Below are 18,880 nucleotides of genomic sequence, written 5' to 3'. Positions count from 1 at the left end.
GCACGTTGTCTATCCACGGCATGGTGGGTTGCAGGGCGGGGGCGGTGTAAAATTCTTCTGTTAATGTGTTATAAAGTCCTTGTGTGTTGTCCATCAGATATTTAACGCGGTAGTGCGCTTCGCCTGCCAGCCCTTGCGCACGGGTGAAGTGCATCTGTCGTTCAATCTCGTCCAAAGTCCAGTTCCCTTCGGCAGGGTCAAGGAAGTAGATGCCAAGCCCGGGGATGATGTGCCGTCCGTTGTTTTGTTCCTGCCAGTCGAGGGCAAAGGGATAGAAATGATTGCCACGGAAGTAGAGCATCGGATAAATCTGGTCTTGAATGCCTTCGCCCAGCCAACCTTGTACATCCTGATAGACGGTATGGAAGGCGTTCCAGCCGCGTGAGGGGTAACGGGAGGTGTCCCGGTATTTCCCTACGGGGCAGGTGCTTACTTTTACCCATGGTTTCAATGCTTTAACACCTTTATAGATGTATCTGACAATTTCCGTAAGGTTGTCTCTGCGCCATTGGGCAAGGCTGCGTCCTTTGCCATATTTGCGGTAGTCGTAACTATCGGGAAAGTGCGGGGCGTGTTCGGGGTAGCGCAGGTAGTCGAAGTGTACGCCGTCCACATCGTAGCGTTCCACTACTTCATGGACAAGACTCATCAGGTATTCTTTGGTCTGCGGATGTCCGGGGTTCAGAAAGTATTCGCGTTTGTAGGGTACGCAGATGTCCGGTTTGCGTTTGGTGACGGACTCCTTGCCTAAGGCTGCCACATGCTTGCGGTTGCCTAATGGGATGGTTACCATCCAGGCATGGCACTCCATGCCGCGCTTGTGGCACTCTGCTACGGCGAAGGCGAGCGGGTCGTAGCCGGGATTGCCGCCCACTTTGCCCGTCAGAATGGAGTTGTAGGGCTCGATTGCCGACTTGTAGAGTACGTCACCTCGTGTGCGGGTCTGGAACAGCACGGTGTTGAAGTGAGCGGATTTCAGTTGGTCCAGTATCTCAATCAGTTCGGCTTGCTGTTTGCGGATGCCTTCGGGCGAGGTGGCGCGTGTACGCGGCCAGTCCAGTCCATAGACGGCGGTAATCCAAGCGGCGCGAACTTCGTGTTTGGGCGGTTGGGCGGCGAGGGGCATGGCAAATGGCAATAGGAATGTGATATATAGCAGGAAGAGGATTGTTCGTTTCATAAATCGGTACTACTATTCAATTTTTCGGCGAAGATACGGAAAACAGCCGATAATGTTGTGTTGTTTTCGTGGAAACTGCTACATTTGCACCTATTATAAATATTTATAGCTATGATTACATTTACGCTCTGCCTGTTGGCGTTGATAGCAGGTTATTTTTTTTATGGTCGTTTTGTCGAGCGTATCTTCGTCCCCGATGACCGCCATACTCCGGCATTGACTAAAACGGATGGCGTGGACTATATTCCCCTTCCCACATGGAAGATTTTTATGATACAGTTCCTCAACATTGCAGGATTGGGTCCTATTTTTGGAGCTATCATGGGTGCCAAGTTCGGTTCGGCGTCCTATTTATGGATTGTGTTGGGCAGCATCTTTGCCGGCGCCGTCCACGACTATCTCGCCGGCATGCTTTCGCTGCGCAATGGCGGGGAGAGCCTTCCTGAGATTATCGGTCGCTATTTGGGAACCACCACCAAGCAGGTGATGCGCGCTTTCACCGTTGTTCTGATGGTATTGGTGGGTGCCGTATTTGTGGCGGGACCTGCCGGGCTGCTTGCCAACTTGACTCCTACCAGGCTGGACGCCACTTTTTGGATTATCGTGGTGTTTATCTATTACATCATTGCCACGCTGTTGCCGGTCGATAAGATTATCGGTAAGATTTATCCGCTGTTTGCCATCGCTTTGCTGTTCATGGCAATAGGCATATTGGTGATGCTTTACGTCCATCATCCCGCTTTGCCCGAGTTGTGGGACGGCTTACAGAACACGCATCCCAAATCGGCTGTGTTGCCCGTCTTCCCCATCATGTTTGTCAGCATCGCCTGCGGCGCCATCAGTGGTTTCCATGCCACGCAAAGCCCGCTGATGGCACGCTGCATGACCAGCGAGCGTCACGGGCGTCCCATCTTCTACGGTGCCATGATTACCGAAGGCATCGTTGCCTTGATTTGGGCGGCTGCCGCTACTTACTTCTTCCACCGGAACGGCATGGAGGAGACCAATGCTTCGGTCATCGTAGATGCTATTACTCGCGATTGGTTGGGCGCTGTGGGAGGCGTATTGGCCATTTTGGGTGTTATTGCCGCTCCCATCACCAGTGGCGATACGGCTTTCCGTTCGGCACGCCTCATTGTGGCGGATTTCTTGGGCATGGAACAGAAGAGCATGCGTTGCCGTTTGTACATTTGCATACCGATGTTCTTGGCGGCTATCGGGCTGTTGCTCTACAGCCTGCGCGACAAGGATGGCTTCGACATGATTTGGCGCTATTTCGCCTGGGCTAACCAGACATTGTCCGTCTTTACCCTGTGGGCAATCACCGTTTATCTGGCATGCGAGAAGAAGGGGTATTCCTATTGCATCACCTATCTCCCCGCATTGTTTATGACGGCTGTATGCGCTACCTATATCTGCGTTGCTCCCGAAGGAATCGGACTGGATGTGCGTTGCACGTTGCCTGTAGCACTTTCGGCTGCGGTGTTGGCCGGGAGCTGTTTTTCCATTTGGTATTGGTTCTTTAAATCAAATAAAAATATCGGAAAATGAGAAAGAAAATAAAGAAATCTACGGGGCTGACCGTTGCTTTGCTGATTTACGTCACGGCGACGGCTGCCTATTTCCTGCCCCGCAACACAGAAATCAGCCTTACGGAGAAGTATGTCACCGTGGCGGCTTCGTATGTCATTGTGCTGGTGCTGTGGCTGGTGCTCCGCAAGAAGGAGGCGCTGCAACGCAAACGCTTCGGGGAGAATGAGAGGAAACTTTGATTTTATTCACCAAAAATTATAGATAAGATGAAAAAACTGGCATTATTCGTTTGTCTGCTTGTTGTCACAATGACGGCACAGGCGCAGTTTGAAAAAGGTAAGTGGATGCTGAACCCTTCGATTACGGGGTTGAATCTTTCGTATAACACGGAAACAGAGAAGGCGAACTTCGGCCTGCAAGCCAAGGGCGGTGCTTTCTTGTTGGATAACTTTGCTTTGCTGGTCAATGCCGGAGCGCAATGGAATGGTGGAGGCACGGATATTTACCAGGCAGGCGTGGGCGGACGCTACTACTTCAACAAGATAGGAGTCTATCTGGGAGCGGATGTCAACCTGATGCGTTACGACTGGGACCATGACGACCTGACCCGCGTGGGCTTCGGGCTGGAAGCCGGTTATGCTTTCTTCCTGACGCGCACTGTAACCATCGAACCGGCTGCATATTGGAATGTCAATAAAGACCGTTCGGAGTTTGGACTAAAGGTGGGCTTCGGATTCTATTTCTGATGTATTCTATTCATTAATCTTTATAGCATGAAAACAACAATGAGTTTCATGGGGCTGTGCCTGTCGGGTATGCTGTTTGCCGCAACGCCCGATGGGGGCAACGGCATTCCGTATTGGCAGGACATACAGACCGTTTCTGTGAACAGAGAAGCCCCGCGTACCGCTTTTATGACGTATGGTACTCGCCAGACAGCACTGAGCGGAAACTATGAAAGCAGTAAGTATTACCAATTGCTCAACGGCACTTGGAAGTTCTATTATTCGGATTCGCACCGCCGTCTGCCTGCAGATGCAGTTCAGCCATTGGCTGAGCTGAAAGGCTGGAACGACATTCAGGTACCGGGAAACTGGGAGATGCAGGGATATGGCGTTCCCATCTATACCAACCACGGTTATGAGTTCAAAGCGCTCAATCCGCAGCCTCCGAAGTTGCCCGACGATATTCCGGTGGGCATTTACCGCCGGGAGATAACGGTTCCGGCAGACTGGGCGGACCGTGACATCTACCTGCACATCGCAGGTGCCAAGTCCGGCGTTTACGTCTATCTGAACGGTCAGGAAGTGGGCTACAACGAGGATTCCAAGAACCCTGCCGAATACCTGATAAACAAGTACCTGCAAGCCGGAAGCAATACGTTGGTGCTGAAGATTTTCCGCTGGAGCACAGGCTCCTATTTGGAGTGCCAGGATTTTTGGCGCATGAGCGGCATCGAGCGTGACGTGTTCCTCTATTCCCAGCCCAAGACGGCGGTGAAGGATTTCCGGGTTGTCTCTACGTTGGACGACAGCTACGAGAACGGTATCTTCAAACTGGCGGTGGACGTGCGCAACCACCTGCCTGCCGACAAGACTATGCAGGTGGAGTATGAATTGATAGACAAAGCATCGGGAAAGACGGTGGCCACTTCTGCGGAAAGCTGTGCGGTGAAGGGAGCGGAGGTGCAGACGGTGACGTTTGGTGCGAACTTGCCAGCAGTGAAGACCTGGACTTCCGAGGACCCCAACCTGTATAAGTTGCTGATAACGCTGAAAGAGGGGGAGAAGGTGACGGAAGTGATTCCTTACAACGTCGGCTTCCGCCGGATTGAAATCAAGGAGATAGCCCAGAAGGCGAAGAACGGAAAGCCCTACGTGGTGCTGATGATTAACGGCCAGCCCTTGAAACTGAAGGGTGTGAACATCCACGAGCACAATGAAGCCACGGGACACTACATGACGGAAGAGCTGATGCGCAAGGACTTCGAACTGATGAAGCAGAACAACATCAATACGGTCCGCCTTTGCCACTATCCGCAGGACCGCCGCTTCTACGAGTTGTGCGACGAGTTCGGTATCTATGTATATGACGAGGCGAACATCGAGTCGCACGGAATGTACTACGACCTGCGCAAGGGAGGAACGCTGGGCAACAACATCGAGTGGCTGAAGCCGCACCTGTATCGCACGGAGAACATGTTCGAGCGCAACAAGAACTATCCCTCCGTCACCTTCTGGTCGCTGGGAAATGAAGCCGGCAACGGTTACAACTTCTATCAGACTTACCTGTTGTTGAAGGGCAAGGATAAGGACTTGATGAACCGGCCGGTGAACTATGAACGTGCGCAGTGGGAGTGGAACTCGGACATGTATGTGCCGCAATACCCCAGCGCCGAATGGCTGAAATCCGTAGGCGAGCGGGGAACCGACCGTCCGGTGGTTCCTTCGGAATACTCCCATGCGATGGGTAACTCCAACGGAAACCTTTGGGACCAGTGGCAGGAAATCTATAAATATCCCAACCTGCAGGGCGGATACATCTGGGACTGGGTGGATCAGGGACTGCTGAAGAAAGACGAGAACGGCCGTTCCTATTGGGCATACGGCGGCGACTACGGAGTGAATATGCCGAGCGACGGCAACTTCTGCTGCAACGGTCTGGTAGGACCCGACCGCAAGCCCCATCCGGCTTTGACCGAGGTGAAGTATGCGCACCAGAACGTTGCCTTCAAGGCTGTGGACGTGGCTTCCGGAAAGTACGCGGTCATCAACCGTTTCTATTTCACCAATCTGAAGAAATATGCCATCCGCTATGAGTTGCGTGCTAACGGTGCTGTCCTGAAGTCGGGCAAGTTGACTCTGGACGTGGAGCCGCAGGCTGAGAAGGAATTCACTATTCCGGTGAAGGAGATGAAGGGAAAAGCCGGCGTGGAATACTTCGTGCACTTTAGCGTGTACACCACTCAGGCAGAACCGTTGATTCCGGTGGGACACGAGATTGCCTACGAGCAGTTCAGCCTGCCGACGGATGCCGATCGGGTGGCTTACAAGACATCAGGCCCCGCTTTGGAGGTGAACGAAACGGAACGTGGCGTGACGGTTTCCTCGTCCAAAGTGTTCTTCGAGTTCGATCGTGCTTCCGGCATGGTGGCTTCCTACAAGGTGAACGGCGTAGAATACTTCGACAAAGGCTTTGGCGTGCAGCCCAACTTCTGGCGTGCCCCCAATGACAACGACTATGGCAACACCAATCCGAAGCGTCTGCAAATCTGGAAGAGCGCAAGTCGCGACTTTAAGGTGAGCGATGTGAAGACTGAAATGGACGGAAAGAACGTCAAGGTGGGTGTGACCTACGAGCTGCCTGCCGGAAACCAATACTTGGTGGATTACAAAATCTATCCGGACGGCGTGGTCAATGTGGCCGTGAAATTTACCGCAACCGACCGCAGTGCGGCAAAGACCGAAGTGCTGGAGGATACCAACCTCGCCACTTATACTCCCGGCAAGAAGCAGGAGAACAAGGAACAGCTTGAAGTTCCCCGCATCGGTGTGCGTTTCCGTATGCCGCAAGAGATGAATGTGGTGGAATACTTCGGCCGCGGACCGGAAGAGAACTACATAGACCGCAATGCCGGAACGCTGGTAGGCCGCTATAAGACTACTGCCGACGAGCAGTATGTGGACTATGTGCGTCCGCAGGAGAACGGCCACCATACCGATACCCGCTGGGTGGCTCTCACCAATCAGAAGGGATGCGGATTGCTGGTACGCGCCGACCGGACCATCGGTTTCAATGCGTTGAAGAACTCCGTGGAGGACTTCGATTCCGAAGAGTCTTCACGTCCCTACCAGTGGCGCGACCGTTCGCCGGAGGAGATTGCGTCACGCAATGTAGAGGAGGCGCGTAACGTGATGCGGAAGATGACGCACGTCAACGACATTGTCGCCCGCGACTTTGTGGAGGTGTGCGTGGACATGAAGCAGCAGGGCGTTGCCGGCTACGACAGCTGGGGTGCCAAAGTGCAGCCTGCCTACATCATTCCTGCCAACCGAGATTACGAATGGGGATTCACCCTGGTGCCGATGAAGGCGGGCGAGAAGCCCGACCGCTCTTTGGGCTATGCCTATTGAGAAAAAAAGACTTGAAAAAAGTCCCGAAACACTTGACATTGCCTTCGCAATGTAGTATATTTGCCTTCGTAATTCTATCGTGAATTCAATTTTAAATTAGCATAGACGGAGGGGGATTGCCCCTCCGTCTTTTTTATGTCCGCGCGACATTCCGTTCCCCTAATCCCGCACTTTGGTTCTCTAATCCCACACCTTATCTTCCCTAAGATGCCATCTCAACGGGTGCAAGCCCCGGACTTTTCGGGGAAAAAACCTGAGGTTTCGGGCGAAAAGCCGCGGGCTTTCGAGGGAAAAGGTGGGAAGTTTCGGATGAAAGGTAGGAGGTTTCAGAAAGGAAGGCGCACAACAGCAAAACGGAAGCAGGAGGGAGCTGCTTCCGTTAAACTTTTATAAACCTGCTCTTGACAAGAATGGAGGAGGAGTCTTCTCCTTCGGGTTTATCACTCCACCAGCTTCTCCTGCAAGAACTGCCCCGTATAGCTTGCCGCGCACTGTGCCACCTCTTCCGGTGTGCCGACAGCCACGATGTTCCCTCCCTTGTCTCCTCCTTCGGGACCGAGGTCTATGACATAATCCGCACATTTCACCACGTCCAGGTTGTGTTCGATGATGACGATGCTGTGACCGCGTCGTATCAGGGCGTCGAAGGCTTCGAGCAGCTTCTTGATGTCGTGGAAGTGCAGTCCGGTGGTCGGCTCGTCGAAGATGAAGAGGGTGGGGTCTGCCTTCTCCTGGCTGAGGTAGTAGGCGAGCTTCACGCGCTGGTTCTCTCCCCCGGAGAGGGTGGAGGAGGATTGTCCCAGTTTGATGTAGCCCAAACCTACGTCCTGTAAGGGTTGCAACTTCTTCACAATCTTCTTTTGTCCGTGCTCTGTGAAGAATTCGATGGCTTGGTTCACGGTCATTTCCAGTACATCGTAGATGTTTGCTTCGTGAAACTTCACCTCTAAGGTATCGGCTTTGAATCGTTTGCCGTGGCAGGATTCGCACTCCAGCACCAGGTCGGCCATGAACTGCATCTCTACGGTGATGGTACCTTCGCCCTTGCACTCCTCGCAACGGCCGCCTTCGCTGTTGAAGCTGAAATGGCCGGCGCTGTAACCCATCTGTTTGGCAAGTGGCTGTTCGGCCCAAAGTTTACGGATTTCATCATAGGCTTTGATGTAAGTTACCGGATTGCTTCGCGATGATTTTCCGATGGGGTTCTGGTCCACGAACTCCACGTTGCGCAGGTTCTGCAAATCTCCGCCGATGGAAGAGAACTCTCCCGGACGGTCGCTGCATTCGTCCAGTTCGCGCTTCAGGGCACGGTAGAAGATGTCGCGCACCAGCGTGCTCTTGCCCGATCCGCTGACACCGGTCACTACGGTCATTACGTTCAACGGAAAGCGTGCGTTCACCCCTTTCAGGTTGTTTTCCCTCGCTCCTTTTATCTCGATGTAGTTGTTCCACGGGCGGCGATGTTCCGGTACGGGAATGGTCTCTTCGCCCCGCAGGTAGCGCACGGTGTAAGAGGTGGTGGTAGGTGATAATGTGGTAGGTGATGTCACTTTATCACTTACCGCCTTATCACTTACCACCTTATCACTCCCCAAAATATCCTTCATATCTCCCACATAAACCACTTCTCCGCCCAGTCGTCCTGCATTGGGGCCGATGTCGATGATGTAGTCGGCGGCGCGGATAATATCCTCGTCGTGTTCCACTACCACTACCGTGTTGCCCAGCTGTTGTAGTTGGCGGAGCACCTGTATCAGTTTGTCCGTGTCGCGGCTGTGGAGCCCGATGCTTGGCTCGTCGAGAATGTAGAGGCTTCCCACGAGGCTGCTGCCTAACGAGGTGGCGAGATTGATGCGTTGGCTCTCACCGCCCGAAAGGGAGTTGCTCAGCCGGTTCAGGGTGAGGTAACCCAATCCTACATCTATCAGGAAGCGGATGCGGTTGTTGATTTCCGTCAGCAGTCGGCGGGCGATGTCGGCATCGTGCGAGGGCAGTTTCAGGTGGTCGAAGAACGTCTTCAGTTCCGTGATGGGCAAGTTCACCAGTTCGGAGATGCTGCGCCCTCCCACACGGACATAGTTGGCTTCCGGCTTCAGGCGGGTGCCGTGGCATTTGGGGCAGATGGTCTTTCCACGGTAGCGTGCCAGCATCACGCGATATTGTATCTTGTATTGGTTTTCTTGCACCATCTTGAAGAAGGCGTTGATACCCTCAAAGTAGGGCGTTCCTTCCCATAGCATCCGGCGTTGTTCATCGGTCAGTTCGTAGTAGGGAGTGAAGATGGGGAAGCCCGCCTTTTCGGCTCCATGTATCACCATGTCGCGCCATTCTCCCATCTTTTCGCCCCGCCAGCATACGACAGCCCCGTCATAGACAGACAAGGAGCGGTCGGGTATCACCAGGTGCTCGTCAATGCCGACAACCTTACCGAATCCTTCGCATTCGGGGCAGGCACCGATGGGTGAGTTGAAAGAGAACATCTGGTCATGGGGCTCTTCAAAAGTGATGCCGTCAGCTTCAAATCGGTTGCTGAAACGATAGAGGCTGGTGGTGCCGTCAGGTTGATAGAAGCGCAGCAGGCAGGCACCGTCCCCTTCGTACATGGCTGTCTCGGCAGAGTCGGTCAATCGACTGACGGAGTCTTTTTCGGAAGAGGCACTCAGGCGGTCCACCAAGAGGAAGATCACGTCATCTTTCTTCGGGGTGTATTCATCGATGCGCACCATGCTTCCGTTCACCTCCAGTCGGGTGAATCCCTGCTTCAGGTCGATGTCCAGTTGCTGTTGCAGGGTGCGGCCTTCGCGCAGCAGGATGGGGGCAAGTACGGTATATTTCGTCCCTTCCGGCTGTTCCAGCATGCACTTCACGATGTCTTCTGTGGAGTGCTTTTTCACCTCCTGTCCGCTGACGGGGCTGAACGTCTTTCCCACGCGTGCGTAGAGCAGGCGTAGGTATTCGTAGATTTCCGTCGATGTGCCTACGGTGGAGCGCGGGTTGCGGCTGCTCACCTTCTGCTCGATGGCGATGGCGGGCGGAATGCCTTTGATGAAGTCGCATTCCGGCTTGCTCATGCGTCCCAGAAACTGGCGGGCGTAGCTGCTGAGGCTCTCCACGTAGCGGCGTTGTCCTTCGGCATAGAGCGTGTCGAAGGCAAGCGAGGACTTTCCGGAGCCGGACAGCCCGGTGATGACTACGAGTTTGTTACGGGGAATTTCCACGTCGATATTCTTCAGGTTGTTGACGCGTGCTCCTTTTATGAGGATGGATGTACTTTCTGCCATATTATAGACTTGGTTCAGTGTTTTGTAATGCCTTACAGCATACAAAGGTAGTGCTTTTCTTGAAAATGGGGAAGAATTAGTTTTTTATGTTTTATAATTCTGTTTTTAGTTCTTCGTACAAATCCACCGGTCCTAAACGCCAATACTTGGTGCTTTCGGTTGAGAGTTTCTTATAGAGTTTTGAACGATAGATGCGGTGTAAGCACTCTTGAAGTGTGAAGCCGTAGTCATCGTGTAGATATTCGACCAACCAGCTTACTTTTCCCGGCAGGAGCAGGTGGAGATTGTTTTGATTTATCTGGAACATAATTCTTTACTCTATTTTAATAGCTTCAATAAAATGCAAGGATGTCAGTGCCCTTTCTGTATGGAAAAGGTACTGGTCAATTAGTTTATAGGTTTTTAGCTCACGGATAAGTGTCTCAACGCTGATGACACCAGACTCATACAGGCCGAACTGAAGGTACACTCTGTCGTTAGCTACCGGACCATACACGATGTCGTAATCGTGGATAAAACCTTTTTGGGTTCTGTTTGCCATGACAAACTCTACCCATTCTCTATTTGGTTCAGAGAAAATAAGGCTTTTGAAATCTGTTAACTTCTTGTCATCAAATTCATATACATTTACATAAGCATAAGTGGAATGCTTTTCAAGCATACGTCTTTCCGCCCATTCTTTGGATTGTTTCTCTGAGGTCGTGGTGTAGAAACCTTCGCCATAGTCAAGCTTGCGGTTGGGCAGGAGTATCATAGGGTGCTCTACCACTTCTAAACTGCCGTGATATATCTTCATGCTTCTTTGGTTTTTTTCCTTATTTCGATAAATTCGTCTATCTCTTCTATGAGCCATTGACGGCTTTGAGTATGAAGCGGCTCAAAGCACTTGCTGAGATAATCAATCACATTATACTGTGAAAACAATTCAAGAACCTGTTCACCGGTTATTCCTTTTGCCGCCCCATATTCTTCAATGCAGAATGCAACGAAGAGTGCAATATCTTTGTCTCTTTTGCTCATCTTTATTTCTGTCATACTTTTCCTTCACAAGTATGGCAAAAATAGAAATAAAATTAATAAGCTCATATCTTTTGGTGGAATATTCTTAATTATGGAACAGAACAAGACCCCGTAATTTGTACATTTCCCCAACAACCCTTATTTTTGCTGATTCAAAAGCGTATATACGCATTGTATGAAAGTATGGAGTATTGTTTCGCAAGTTCTTGAACTTGCTTTCAGTGAACAAGTAAACAAGTGTGCAAGGCTCTCCTATCTGCCTGTTTGGTGAATAGGATGCGGGTAGAAACCTGAATCCTGAATCACTTCGCCGTATGGCCTCGTTAACTTGTATTCTGACAGCCTATCAAAGATATGCGGAACTTAAATAAATTAATAAGTGATAACCGAAAAAGATGAGAGTAAAATCCTTTTTATCTCTATTCCTCTTGCTGTTGGTGGCAGGGGGAGTATTGGCGCAGGTGCAGACCGGGGCTGCGCACCCCAAACGTGAATTCCGTGCCGCATGGATACAAGCCGTGAACGGGCAGTTCCGCGGAGTACCCACCGAAAAGTTGAAAAAGAATCTGGTGAAGCAGTTGAACTCTTTGCAAGAAGCCGGCATCAATGCCATTATATTTCAGGTACGTGTGGAGGCGGATGCCTTGTATGCCTCACAGTTGGAGCCGTGGAGCCGTTTCCTTACCGGTGTGCCGGGCAAGGCGCCCGAACCCTATTGGGATCCGATGACGTTTATGATTGAGGAGTGCCATAAGCGTGCGATGGAGTTCCACGCATGGATTAATCCTTATCGTGCCCTGACGACCTTGAGCGCCCAGATAGCGTCCAACCATATCTATAATATCCATCCCGAATGGTTCGTGAAGTATAATAACCAGTTGCTTTTCGACCCGGCACTGCCCGAAAGCCGCCGTCACATCTGTATGGTGGTGAGCGACATTGTTTCCCGTTATGATGTGGATGCCATTCACATGGACGACTATTTCTATCCCTATCCCGTCAAGGGGGAAGACTTTCCCGATGGTGCCAGCTTCGCCCGCTATGGCGGCGGTTTCAGCAACAAGGCAGACTGGCGGCGCAACAACGTGAATATGCTGATAAAGAAGCTGCACGAAACCATCCGCAGCATCAAGCCGTGGGTGAAGTTCGGTGTTTCTCCTTTCGGCATCTACCGCAACGAGAGCAGCGACCCGCTGGGCAGCAAGACCCGGGGCTTGCAGAACTACGATGACCTCTATGCCGATGTGTTGCTGTGGGCACGCGAAGGGTGGATCGACTACAACATCCCACAGATTTACTGGCACGTCGGTCATCCGGTGGCCGACTATGAGACTTTGGTGAAGTGGTGGGCGACGCATACGGAGAACCGTCCGTTGTTCATCGGACAATCGGTGATGAATACCGTACAGAACGCCGATCCTAAGAAACCATCCATCCATCAGCTTCCCCGCAAGATGGCGTTGCAACGTGCCTACCAGACCATCGGCGGCAGTTGCCAGTGGCCGGCCAGCGCGGTGATAGAGAATGCGGGTAAGTATCGCGACGCCCTGATTGCCGAATATCACAAATATCCCGCCCTGCCTCCCGTGTTCGATTTCATGGATAACGAAGCACCGGAAAAGGTACGCAAGCTGAAACCTATATGGACAGCAGACGGATATATCTTGTTCTGGACAGCCCCCAAGTATAAGGAAGAGATGAACCGTGCCGTGCAGTATGTGGTCTATCGTTTCGATGCGAAAGAGAAGGTGGATATAGACGACCCGTCGCACATCGTAGCCATCACGCGCAACAACTTCTACAAACTCCCTTACGAAGACGGGAAAACAAAGTATCACTACGTGGTGACCGCCCTCGACCGTCTGCACAACGAGTCGAAATCCGTAGGAAAGAAAATAAAGCTTTAAGAGTTAAGAGTTGAGAATTGATAATTGAGAATGAAGAATCCCATACGAAGTGATTACACCGCGCAGCCTAATTCTTCATTCTCATTTCTCATTTTTCAATTCTCAATTAATAAAGAATCAGTCCCGCCGCCCCGCACGCCACAATCATTCCGATGGGGTTCAGCTTATATTTCCTTGTACCGATAAATGCCACTAAGAAGATGAGGCAACTGATGACGAAGGAATACATATCTTCCTTCGGTGAACTGAAGTTCTCCGCATTCATCAGGACCAGTGCTGCCGAGGCCAGCAAGCCCACTACCGCCGGACGGAGTCCGTTGAACACCGCTTCCACCACGGGATGCTTCTGATATTTCAAGAAGAATTTGCTGATGGTCAGCATCAGGATGAACGAGGGGAGCACCACTGCGAACGTAGCGATGAACGACCCCAATACACCGATGCCGGCACTATAGTGTTCGGCTATCGTGGTATAGCCTACGTAGGTCGCCGTGTTGATGCCTATCGGCCCGGGGGTCATCTGGCTGATGGCCACAATATCCGTGAACTCCTGAGGCGTGAGCCAGCCATAACGGGTCACTACTTCGCCTTGTATCATGGAGAGCATGGCATAGCCGCCACCGAATCCGAAAAGTCCAATCTTAAAGAAGGTATAGAATAACTGTAAGAAAATCATAGATAGTGATTCGTTGTTAGTAAGTAGTGATAGAGTGATAAGGTGATAGAGCGATGTCTCCTTTATCACCCGGTCATCTATTATCTGCCACTTTCAATTTTCAATTTTCATTTTTTAATTTTTCCCCAAAAGTATCCCCCTACTCCTGCTGCGATGATAATCCAAATAGGGGAGAAGCCTGCCAGCCAGATGAGCAGCGCCGAGACAATGGGTATCCATATATTGTAGCGGTTTATCCGTGCCGATTTGGCCATGCTGAATGTGGGGGCGGCAATCAGGGCGACTACCGCCGGACGGATGCCTTTGAAGATGCGCTCTACAACGGCATTGTCCTTGAAGTTGTGGAAGAACAGCGCGATGGCAAGGATGATGAGGAACGAGGGCAGTATGGTGCCCAGTGCCGTGACGATGCTGCCACGTATGCCCCGCAGCCGGTAGCCGATGAAGATGGATATGTTGACGGCCAGAATGCCCGGAGCGGATTGCGAGATGGCAAGCAGGTCGATGAAGTCCTCTTTCGCTATCCAGTTGCGTTTGGTGACAATCTCGTTCTCTATTAACGGTACCATGGCATAGCCTCCGCCGATGGTAAAGGCTCCAATCTTAAAGAAGATGGAGAATGCTTCAAGATAGAGGTTCATAGTTGTATAAATAAGTAAGGAGGAAAGTGGTCTGAGAACTTTGTGGTTGTTTACATTGCGTGATGATTTTAGGCACGGATTACACGGATTGCACGGTTCAAACAAAGAAAAAATCCGTGAAATCCGTGTAATCCGTGCCTAAAAGATTGCATAACAGAAGTTCCCTGACGGTTGGGGGATGTGCCGAACAAGACACATCCCCCTCTCATTCAGATTATGTCAGATGATTACTTTTTCATCTTTTCTTCCACCCACTTGCGTGCGTTGACGAATGCTTCAATCCATGGAGTGACCTGATCGCTGTGCAGGCGTTCTTCGGGATAGTAACCGCACTGCCAGGGGAAGATGGTACGCTCAGGATGCGGCATGATGGCCAGATGACGTCCATCCTTGCTGGCAATGGCCGCTACGCTGTAGGAAGAGCCGTTCGGGTTGGCAGGATACTCGTCGTAGGAGAATTTGGCCACTACATTATATTCGTCTTCGGGCAGCGGCAGGTTGAACTTGCCTTCTCCGTGAGCCACCCACGTACCTATTTTAAATCCGCTCAACGAACCGAACATCACGCTGCGGTTGGTGGGGATGGTCAGGCCTACGAAGTTGCTTTCAAACTTATGGGAGTCGTTGTGCTCCATGCGCGCTTTCTTGTCTGCCGGATGTTCGGGATTGATAAGTCCCAGTTCCACCATCAGCTGGCAACCGTTGCAGACACCCAACGAGAGTGTGTCTTCGCGTGCATAGAAGTTGTCCAACGCGGCTTTGGCCTTGGGGTTGAAGAGGAACGCGCCTGCCCATCCTTTGGCCGACCCTAATACGTCGGAGTTGGAGAAACCTCCGCAGAAGGCGATGACGTTGACATCCTCCAGCGTTTCGCGTCCGCTGATGAGGTCGGTCATCGTGACATCTTTTACATCAAAACCTGCCAGCCAGAAGGCGTATGCCATTTCGCGTTCGGAGTTGGTACCCTTCTCGCGGATGACGGCAGCACGGATGCCCGATGCTGTGCGGCGGTCGGGGTCAAGTCCCCATTGGCTCAGCTTGCCGGTGAACGACGGACCGAAGACCGGTTCCAGCGGTTGCTGCTTGTAGTTCTCAAAGCGTTCTTTGGCCTTGCCGTTGAAGCTTTGTTTACGGTCGAGCAGGTAAGAAGTGGAGTACCATACGTCGCGCAGATGGTCGATGCCGAATTGGTAGCTGCAACCGTCTTTGCTGACCATGATGTGACGTTCTTCGCAGGGTGCGCCGATTTTGATATAACCTACACCTGCCTTGTCGAGGATGTCTTTCACTTTGGCCGAGTCTTTGTCCGCCACCTGGATGACGATACCCGGGTTTTCGGCGAAGAGCACTTTGACGATATCATTCTCTTTCAGCTTGTCGAGGTTGATTTCCATACCGCCTTCGGTGTTGGCGAAGCACATCTCCAGCAGGGTGGTGATGAGACCGCCGGCAGAGATGTCGTGTCCGGCAAGGATAAGTCCCTCGTTCACCAGCTGCTGCACGGCGAGGAAGGCGTCGCGGAAGTATTCCGCATCTTTTACGGTGGGCACGTCGCTGCCTACCTTGTTGAGTGACTGTGCGAATGCCGAGCCGCCCAATTGCAGCGTGTCGAACGAGAAGTCGATGTGGTAGAACCGGCTCTTGAGGTTGTTCTTCATCACCGGAGAGACAATTTTGCGGATGTCCGACACCTCGCCTCCGGCAGATACGATGACCGTGCCCGGAGCGATGACTTTGCTTCCGTCGGGGTATTTCTGTGTCATGGAGAGGGAGTCCTTGCCGGTGGGCACGTTGATTTGCAGGGCGCAGCAGAAGTCGCTCAATGCCTGCACGGCCTTGTAGAGGCGAGCATCCTCACCTTCCTGCGAGCGGCAGGGCCACATCCAGTTGGCGGAGAGCGATACGCTGTCCAGTCCTTCGGCAAGCGGTGCCCATACCAGGTTGGTCAACGCTTCGCTGACGGAGAGCACAGAGCCTGCGGCGGGATCGGCAAGGGCAGCCTGCGGGGCATGGCCCAGCGAGGTGGCGATACCCTTCTTGCCGCGGTAGTCCAACGCCACGGCACCGCAGTCGCTCAGCGGCAACTGCAACTCGCCCTGACACTGCTGGCGTGCCACACGTCCGGTCACGCAGCGGTCCACCTTGTTGGTCAGCCAGTCTTTGCAGGCAACGGCTTCCAGTTGGAGCACGCGTTGGATGTATTCGTCCAGTTTGGTGATGTCGTAAGTCACCACGTCGTATTTACGTTCTACGGTTTTATCCACCATGTAGGTCTTGGGAGAAGAGCCGAACATCTGCTCTACGGCAAGGTCGAAGGGACGCACGCCGTCTGCCTGCTGGAAGGCGAAGCGGTGGTCGCCGGTGGTTTCACCCACCACGTACATCGGGGCGCGTTCGCGTTCGGCCACCTTGCGCACGTGTTCGATGGCTTCTTCTTGAATCAGCAGACCCATGCGCTCCTGGCTTTCGTTGGCGATGATTTCTTTGGCCGAGAGGGTCTTGTCGCCGATGGGCAATTTGCTCATGTCAATCAGTCCGCCACACTCTTCCACCAATTCGGACAGGCAGTTGACGTGTCCTGCCGAACCGTGGTCGTGGATGGAGACTACGGGGTTCTCCTCCTCCTCGCAGAGGGCGCGTACCACGTTGTAGGCACGTTTCTGCATCTCTGCGTTGGCACGTTGCACGGCGTTCAGCTCGATGCCGCTGCTATAGCGTCCGGTGTCAACCGACGATACGGAGCCGCCACCCAGACCGATGCGGTAGTTGTCGCCGCCCAGCACCACTACCTTGTTGCCGGCTTCGGGTTTGCCCTTCAGGCAGTCGCGCTGTGTGCCGTAGCCCACGCCGCCGGCCAGCATGATGACTTTGTCGTAGCCGTAAACCTCTTCTTTCTCCTTGTGCTCGAAAGTCAGTACGGAGCCGCAAATCAGCGGTTGTCCGAACTTGTTTCCAAAGTCGCTGGCACCGTTGGAGGCTTTAATCAGAATCTGTTCGGGAGTCTGGTACAGCCATTTGCGCACGGGCAGCAGCTCTTCCCATTCGCGACCCTCGTCGGTGCGGGGGTAGGAGGTCATATAGACAGCGGTTCCGGCGATGGGCCAGGAGCCTTTACCGCCACCCATACGGTCGCGGATTTCACCGCCTGTACCGGTAGAGGCGCCGTTGAACGGTTCTACGGTGGTGGGGAAGTTGTGTGTCTCCGCTTTCAGCGAGATGACGCTCTTGATGTCTTTTACTTGGAAATAGTCGGGCTTGGAGTGGTCTGCCGGGGCAAACTGCTCGATGACGGGTCCTTCGGAAAAGGCTACGTTGTCCTTGTAAGCCGAAATGATTTTATTGGGGTTCTCTTGTGTGGTCTTCTTGATCATCTGGAAGAGCGAAGACTCTTGCTCCACCCCGTCGATGATGAATGTTCCGCCAAAGATTTTGTGGCGGCAGTGTTCGGAGTTGATCTGGGCGAAGCCGAACACTTCGGAGTCGGTCAGCGGACGTCCGAGGTCTTTTTCCACCTTCTGGAGGTATTCCATTTCCTCTTTGGAGAGTGCCAGGCCTTCTTGCTCGTTGTAGGCTTCCAGGTCTTCGATGTGCACGATGGGCTCCGGTTGACGGTTGGTGGTGAATACGTTCTGGTCCAGCCCTTTGTACATGCGTTGTAACATCGGGTCATGGTCTGCGTTCTCATCTTTTACGGGGAAGTATTCCTCGATGCGGGCGATGCCGTCCAATCCCATGTTCTGGGTGATTTCTACCGCATTGGTACTCCAGGGAGTAATCATTTCGCGGCGCGGGCCGACGAAATGTCCTTGCAGGTTCTCTTCACTTTCGGGGGTGGCTTCGCCAAAAAGCCAACAGAGTTTGTCAATGTCTGCTTGAGGAAGTTCGTGACCGCATTCTACGGCAATCACGCTCTTAGATGGGGTTCTGAAAAAAAGAATCATACTTGTGATTTATGATTTTATGGTTTATGAGTTATCTTTTATCGTTTCTTGGCTGCAAAGATACACAAAATCAGCGGGGGGAGAAAGAAAAAGGGGAATAAAAAGACACGGCTTTCTCATTTTCCTCCCCAAGCTGTCCGAGAACTTCCGTTATGCTTTCTTTCAGGCACTTCTTTCAGGCACGGATTACACAGATTTCACGGATAGGGCAAAGAAAAAACCGTGAAATCCGTGCCTGAAATCATAACAGCATATAAGCGACAACAAGATTTTCGGACAACCTCTCCCTGTTCCCGTATCTCTGTGCACTGCTCTCTCCTCACCGACAAAACGACAAAACGACAAAGCGACAAAGCGTCAACGGGCAGGTGTGTGGCGTTGCGATAGACGTTCCGCTTTTTTATGAATGTAAAATGTTTTCTTTTTCGTTTTTTACGGCCGATACGTTCCGGCGAAAAAATCCCCTTTTCCCGTTTTTTCCCCGTTCTCCCTATCTGCTTCCTGTCCCACCCCTACCAGGGCCTATTCGGCTTCGGACGTTCTTCGGACAAACTCCACTCCCTAGGAC

At 52.4% G+C, this 18,880-nt stretch carries 13 protein-coding genes; 5 read left to right on the top strand and 8 right to left on the bottom strand.

Going from position 1 to position 18,880, the window contains the following annotated elements; all coding sequences use genetic code 11:
- Nucleotides 1-1,180, bottom strand: a 1,180-nt coding sequence (locus K2G43_RS03440; RefSeq protein ID WP_300152974.1) for a family 10 glycosylhydrolase, incomplete at its 3' end; no start/stop codon positions are given.
- Nucleotides 1,181-1,291: 111 nt separating this feature from the next.
- Here K2G43_RS03440 and K2G43_RS03435 point away from each other — a divergent pair.
- The 4 genes from K2G43_RS03435 to K2G43_RS03420 all read left to right on the top strand — a co-directional run bounded on the left by K2G43_RS03435 (nt 1,292) and on the right by K2G43_RS03420 (nt 6,846).
- Nucleotides 1,292-2,731, top strand: a complete 1,440-nt coding sequence (locus K2G43_RS03435; protein ID WP_300152973.1) for a carbon starvation CstA family protein — start codon at nt 1,292-1,294, stop codon at nt 2,729-2,731.
- The gene (locus K2G43_RS03430) at nt 2,728-2,952 is read left to right on the top strand and encodes a hypothetical protein (protein ID WP_297644810.1); all 225 of its coding nucleotides are present in this window, start codon (nt 2,728-2,730) and stop codon (nt 2,950-2,952) included. Before K2G43_RS03435 ends, K2G43_RS03430 begins: the two co-directional genes overlap by 4 nt.
- Nucleotides 2,953-2,979: 27 nt before the next feature.
- Nucleotides 2,980-3,459 (top strand): hypothetical protein, encoded by a 480-nt coding sequence (locus K2G43_RS03425; RefSeq protein ID WP_297644812.1) that lies wholly within the window; start codon nt 2,980-2,982, stop codon nt 3,457-3,459.
- 69 nt (nt 3,460-3,528) lie between these two features.
- Complete coding sequence (locus K2G43_RS03420) at nt 3,529-6,846, top strand: glycoside hydrolase family 2 TIM barrel-domain containing protein (RefSeq protein ID WP_300152975.1); 3,318 nt, start codon at nt 3,529-3,531, stop codon at nt 6,844-6,846.
- A gap of 440 nt (nt 6,847-7,286) precedes the next feature.
- Here K2G43_RS03420 and uvrA read toward each other — a convergent pair whose 3' ends face one another.
- The 4 genes from uvrA to K2G43_RS03400 form a co-directional block, all read right to left on the bottom strand.
- On the bottom strand, nt 7,287-10,127 hold the full coding sequence (uvrA, locus tag K2G43_RS03415) for an excinuclease ABC subunit UvrA (RefSeq protein ID WP_300152972.1): 2,841 nt from the start codon (nt 10,125-10,127) through the stop codon (nt 7,287-7,289).
- Between the two features lie 91 nt (nt 10,128-10,218).
- Entirely contained in the window at nt 10,219-10,434 is a 216-nt protein-coding gene (locus K2G43_RS03410; protein ID WP_297643871.1) for a hypothetical protein, read from the bottom strand.
- A gap of 6 nt (nt 10,435-10,440) precedes the next feature.
- Nucleotides 10,441-10,923, bottom strand: a complete 483-nt coding sequence (locus K2G43_RS03405; protein ID WP_297643872.1) for a DUF3990 domain-containing protein — start codon at nt 10,921-10,923, stop codon at nt 10,441-10,443.
- Nucleotides 10,920-11,162 (bottom strand): DUF3791 domain-containing protein, encoded by a 243-nt coding sequence (locus tag K2G43_RS03400; protein ID WP_297643874.1) that lies wholly within the window; start codon nt 11,160-11,162, stop codon nt 10,920-10,922. The genes K2G43_RS03405 and K2G43_RS03400 overlap by 4 nt, the downstream gene beginning before the upstream one ends.
- A gap of 380 nt (nt 11,163-11,542) precedes the next feature.
- Here K2G43_RS03400 and K2G43_RS03395 point away from each other — a divergent pair, with 380 nt between their 5' ends.
- On the top strand, nt 11,543-13,054 hold the full coding sequence (locus K2G43_RS03395; RefSeq protein WP_297643875.1) for a family 10 glycosylhydrolase: 1,512 nt from the start codon (nt 11,543-11,545) through the stop codon (nt 13,052-13,054).
- Between the two features lie 106 nt (nt 13,055-13,160).
- Here the strand turns inward: K2G43_RS03395 and K2G43_RS03390 are convergent, their stop codons facing one another.
- The 3 genes from K2G43_RS03390 to purL form a co-directional block, all read right to left on the bottom strand.
- Nucleotides 13,161-13,730, bottom strand: a complete 570-nt coding sequence (locus tag K2G43_RS03390) for a chromate transporter (RefSeq protein ID WP_297643876.1) — start codon at nt 13,728-13,730, stop codon at nt 13,161-13,163.
- A gap of 107 nt (nt 13,731-13,837) precedes the next feature.
- Nucleotides 13,838-14,371, bottom strand: coding sequence for a chromate transporter (locus K2G43_RS03385; protein ID WP_300152971.1), 534 nt, complete (start codon nt 14,369-14,371; stop codon nt 13,838-13,840).
- A gap of 227 nt (nt 14,372-14,598) precedes the next feature.
- The gene (gene purL, locus K2G43_RS03380; RefSeq protein WP_297643880.1) at nt 14,599-18,312 is read right to left on the bottom strand and encodes a phosphoribosylformylglycinamidine synthase; all 3,714 of its coding nucleotides are present in this window, start codon (nt 18,310-18,312) and stop codon (nt 14,599-14,601) included.
- Between the last annotated feature and the right edge of the window lie 568 nt (nt 18,313-18,880).

Source organism: Bacteroides sp. (assembly GCF_029057325.1).
GTDB lineage: Bacteria > Bacteroidota > Bacteroidia > Bacteroidales > Bacteroidaceae > Bacteroides.
Note: the sequence above shows the minus strand (reverse complement) of the source record. Positions and strands in the feature narration are given on the sequence as shown.

Coding starts and splice junctions, on each gene's coding strand:
- K2G43_RS03395 (WP_297643875.1), top strand. CDS start 11,543: ATGAGAGTAAAATCCTTTTTATCTCTATTCCTCTTGCTGTTGGTGGCA.
- K2G43_RS03390 (WP_297643876.1), bottom strand. CDS start 13,730: ATGATTTTCTTACAGTTATTCTATACCTTCTTTAAGATTGGACTTTTC.
- K2G43_RS03430 (WP_297644810.1), top strand. CDS start 2,728: ATGAGAAAGAAAATAAAGAAATCTACGGGGCTGACCGTTGCTTTGCTG.
- purL (WP_297643880.1), bottom strand. CDS start 18,312: ATGATTCTTTTTTTCAGAACCCCATCTAAGAGCGTGATTGCCGTAGAA.
- K2G43_RS03425 (WP_297644812.1), top strand. CDS start 2,980: ATGAAAAAACTGGCATTATTCGTTTGTCTGCTTGTTGTCACAATGACG.
- K2G43_RS03400 (WP_297643874.1), bottom strand. CDS start 11,162: ATGACAGAAATAAAGATGAGCAAAAGAGACAAAGATATTGCACTCTTC.
- uvrA (WP_300152972.1), bottom strand. CDS start 10,127: ATGGCAGAAAGTACATCCATCCTCATAAAAGGAGCACGCGTCAACAAC.
- K2G43_RS03405 (WP_297643872.1), bottom strand. CDS start 10,923: ATGAAGATATATCACGGCAGTTTAGAAGTGGTAGAGCACCCTATGATA.
- K2G43_RS03420 (WP_300152975.1), top strand. CDS start 3,529: ATGCTGTTTGCCGCAACGCCCGATGGGGGCAACGGCATTCCGTATTGG.
- K2G43_RS03410 (WP_297643871.1), bottom strand. CDS start 10,434: ATGTTCCAGATAAATCAAAACAATCTCCACCTGCTCCTGCCGGGAAAA.
- K2G43_RS03435 (WP_300152973.1), top strand. CDS start 1,292: ATGATTACATTTACGCTCTGCCTGTTGGCGTTGATAGCAGGTTATTTT.
- K2G43_RS03385 (WP_300152971.1), bottom strand. CDS start 14,371: ATGAACCTCTATCTTGAAGCATTCTCCATCTTCTTTAAGATTGGAGCC.